The sequence below is a fragment of the Pseudomonas sp. GM24 genome, assembly GCF_000282235.1.
Classification (GTDB): domain Bacteria; phylum Pseudomonadota; class Gammaproteobacteria; order Pseudomonadales; family Pseudomonadaceae; genus Aquipseudomonas.
In genome coordinates this window covers 1-2,558 of sequence record NZ_AKJR01000126.1, presented here as the reverse complement: position 1 = coordinate 2,558, position 2,558 = coordinate 1, and the positions used below count along the sequence as shown (strand labels likewise).

The following is a 2,558-nucleotide window of genomic DNA, read 5'->3' as shown; positions in this document are numbered from 1 at the left end:
TGCGCTCCCACCCCCGGATGAATCCCTCCACTCAGCCTTCCGACGTCGCCCGTGGATCAAGATCAAGAGCTTTCGGCGAGCTGACACTCGGCCATTGAGTGGGGCGGCTTCGCCGCATGCTGTGCTCGCGAATCGAAATTTTGGGAGCTGGCCTGCCAGCGATGGCGGCCTGTCAGCGGACCAATATCTACCGGCTGCACTCAGTCTTTGTGGGAGCTGGCTTGCCAGCGATGGCGACCAACCAGACAACCAACCCCTGACTGACTTCACCCAATTCCTGTGGCAGCTGGCTTACCAGCGATGACGACCAACCAGTCAACCAACCCCTGACTGACTTCACCCAATTCCTGTGGGAGCTGGCTTGCCAGCGATGACGGCCTGCCAGCCAACCAACCCCAACTGACTGCACCCAATCCCAATGTAGGAGCTGCCGGAGGCTGCGATCTTTTGATCTTCAAAGTCAAAAGATCGCAGCCTTCGGCAGCTCCTACACGGATATCCACATTGCAGCCAGTATCACTCCAACGGCCCAATTACCTGCCGATACTTCTCCACCCCCTGCGCCGTCCCCCGACTCAACCGAATCTCCAACCCCAACGGATCCTCCCGCCGATTCCCGCTCAACTGCCGCCACCCCTTATCCACCTCCCAAACCCGCACCTGCACATCACTGACATCACTCAAAACAGCAACCCCATTCCCAGGCGCCGGCAACGGATACCGACTCCGCGCCTCAGCCACCGCCCGATACAACGTGTCGCCCTTGACCCACCAGCGCACCCGCTGCAACGCCCCCGGCTGATCCGCCGCCGTCCGAATGATGTCCAGACGAAACCCCTTACTGTCGCTACTGCGCACAGTCAGAGCGGGCGGGGCGCTCGGCGGCTCATCATCCACGCCAACCTTCTTCGGCTCGGTCAACTCAATCCCCGCGCGCATCTCCACATCCCGCTGCAACTGATTCAGCGCCCGCAACAAACCGTCACTCTGCTCACTGCTCGCCTGCAAATGACTGTCCGCCCGCGTGACACTGTCCAGCCCCCGCCAGGCAATCAGACTCACCACCGCCATCAACAAAATCGCGACCATCACCTCAATCAGCGTAAACCCTTGCTGGCGCTTCATTGCAGGCTGATCCTGCCGCTGCCATCACGCAGCACACTCAAGCGATTCAAGCCATCCGACAACGTCAATTGCAGCGGCGGATTGATCCACTCAGCGTTCAGCACGACCTTCTGTTTCGGCTCCACCCGCACCTCCATCTTCGGACTCTGCCAGGCACGCGGCCGCAACTGCGGATCCTGCGCGAAATGATCAAACCCCTTGCCACTGTCACTGCGCCGACTAAAGCGAAAGCCCTTGGCATCACTCACCCACACAATCGGCCGGCCATCCGCGCGGGCCTCGGCCTGCGCAACCTGCAGCAACTGCGCCACACGCTCGGCATCCTTGCGCAGCAACTGCAACGGATCCGGCTTGATACTCAGGCTGATCGCCGCACTGGCGATGCCGATGATCACCAGCACCACCATCAACTCGATCAGCGTAAAACCCTGTTGCCTGTTCATCGCGCGCGCTCCTTTGCGTCCTGCGCCATCGTGCACGGCCAACATGTAAGGCGTGTGAAATAAAACGGAGAGAATTGCCGCGTAGGCTGACAGCAGGGATAAAAAGGAGATTCAACCCATGACCTTCACCGCACGCTTTTCCCCACCCCAAATGGCCCAGACCCTCGCACTGCTCGCGGCGCTGACCGACCCTGAGTGATGACGACCGCTCGTCGAAAAAGCACTGCTACCTGTCAGATCTGACAGGTGTGCCTTTTCGTTTTTCAGCGTTGAATTACTCCGTTCCATTTATCTCACTATCGGAGTTTTCACCATGTCGACATCCCAATCCAATGCAATCGTACCCACTATCGTTTCGGTCAAAGGAGCCAGCGGCGTAGAAATCGCAAATGGCGGCACAACCATCGAGACCAGCGTGACACTTGCCGGTACAGCGGAACCAGCGCAGAAAGTTGAAGTGTTTGATGGCGCGTTTGCCAAAGGTGCAGCCGCTGTTGATCCAACGGGGAAATGGGCCCTTTCCTTGACTGGATTGAGCGTAGGTTTGCACAGCATTACAGCCAAGGCGTTATACGGTGCTGGAGACGCGTCCCTGCCGCGGACCTTCACTGTGGTTCTAAACAAGTAGGCTAAAAAATGGCTCCTGGCCCAGTCCTTTTCTAAATATGAGGGCCAGGCTCAGGAGCTTTATGGGCTGCTCAGCAGGGTATCGAGTGTGGCCAACGGTAGCGCCCCTGACTACGGTCAAACACCTCCACGCCAACCTTGAGCAACCGCCCATTCCCCGCCGCGCCAATGACCTGTTCAAAGCGCAACAACCGCATAACTCGGCCATCCGGACTCCGCAATCAGGGCCATTCAACGCTCATTACTCCGTGCCCTAAACCCGCCCCGGCGATGATCACCAGCACCACCATCAACTCGATCAGCGTAAAACCCTCTTGCCTGTTCATCGCGCGCGCGCTCCTTTGCGTCCTGCGCCATCGCGCA

4 protein-coding genes are annotated in these 2,558 nt (G+C 58.8%); 1 reads left to right on the top strand and 3 read right to left on the bottom strand.

All coding sequences use genetic code 11. From position 1 onward, the window contains the following. Positions 1-516: 516 nt before the first annotated feature. Together PMI23_RS15370 and gspH are read right to left on the bottom strand one after the other, a co-directional pair. Positions 517-1,125, bottom strand: coding sequence for a prepilin-type N-terminal cleavage/methylation domain-containing protein (locus PMI23_RS15370; RefSeq protein WP_007913938.1), 609 nt, complete (start codon positions 1,123-1,125; stop codon positions 517-519). Continuing rightward, a complete protein-coding gene (gene gspH, locus PMI23_RS15365; protein ID WP_007913940.1) occupies positions 1,122-1,568 on the bottom strand; it encodes a type II secretion system minor pseudopilin GspH in 447 nt (148 codons plus the stop codon). Before gspH ends, PMI23_RS15370 begins: the two co-directional genes overlap by 4 nt. 313 nt (positions 1,569-1,881) lie before the next feature. On the opposite strand from gspH, the gene PMI23_RS15360 reads away from it, so the two are divergent. Further along, the gene (locus PMI23_RS15360) at positions 1,882-2,196 is read left to right on the top strand and encodes a hypothetical protein (RefSeq protein WP_007913942.1); all 315 of its coding nucleotides are present in this window, start codon (positions 1,882-1,884) and stop codon (positions 2,194-2,196) included. 220 nt (positions 2,197-2,416) lie between these two features. Here the strand turns inward: PMI23_RS15360 and PMI23_RS29775 are convergent, their stop codons facing one another. Then, a complete protein-coding gene (locus tag PMI23_RS29775) occupies positions 2,417-2,521 on the bottom strand; it encodes a prepilin-type N-terminal cleavage/methylation domain-containing protein (protein WP_007913946.1) in 105 nt (34 codons plus the stop codon). Positions 2,522-2,558: the final 37 nt, after the last annotated feature.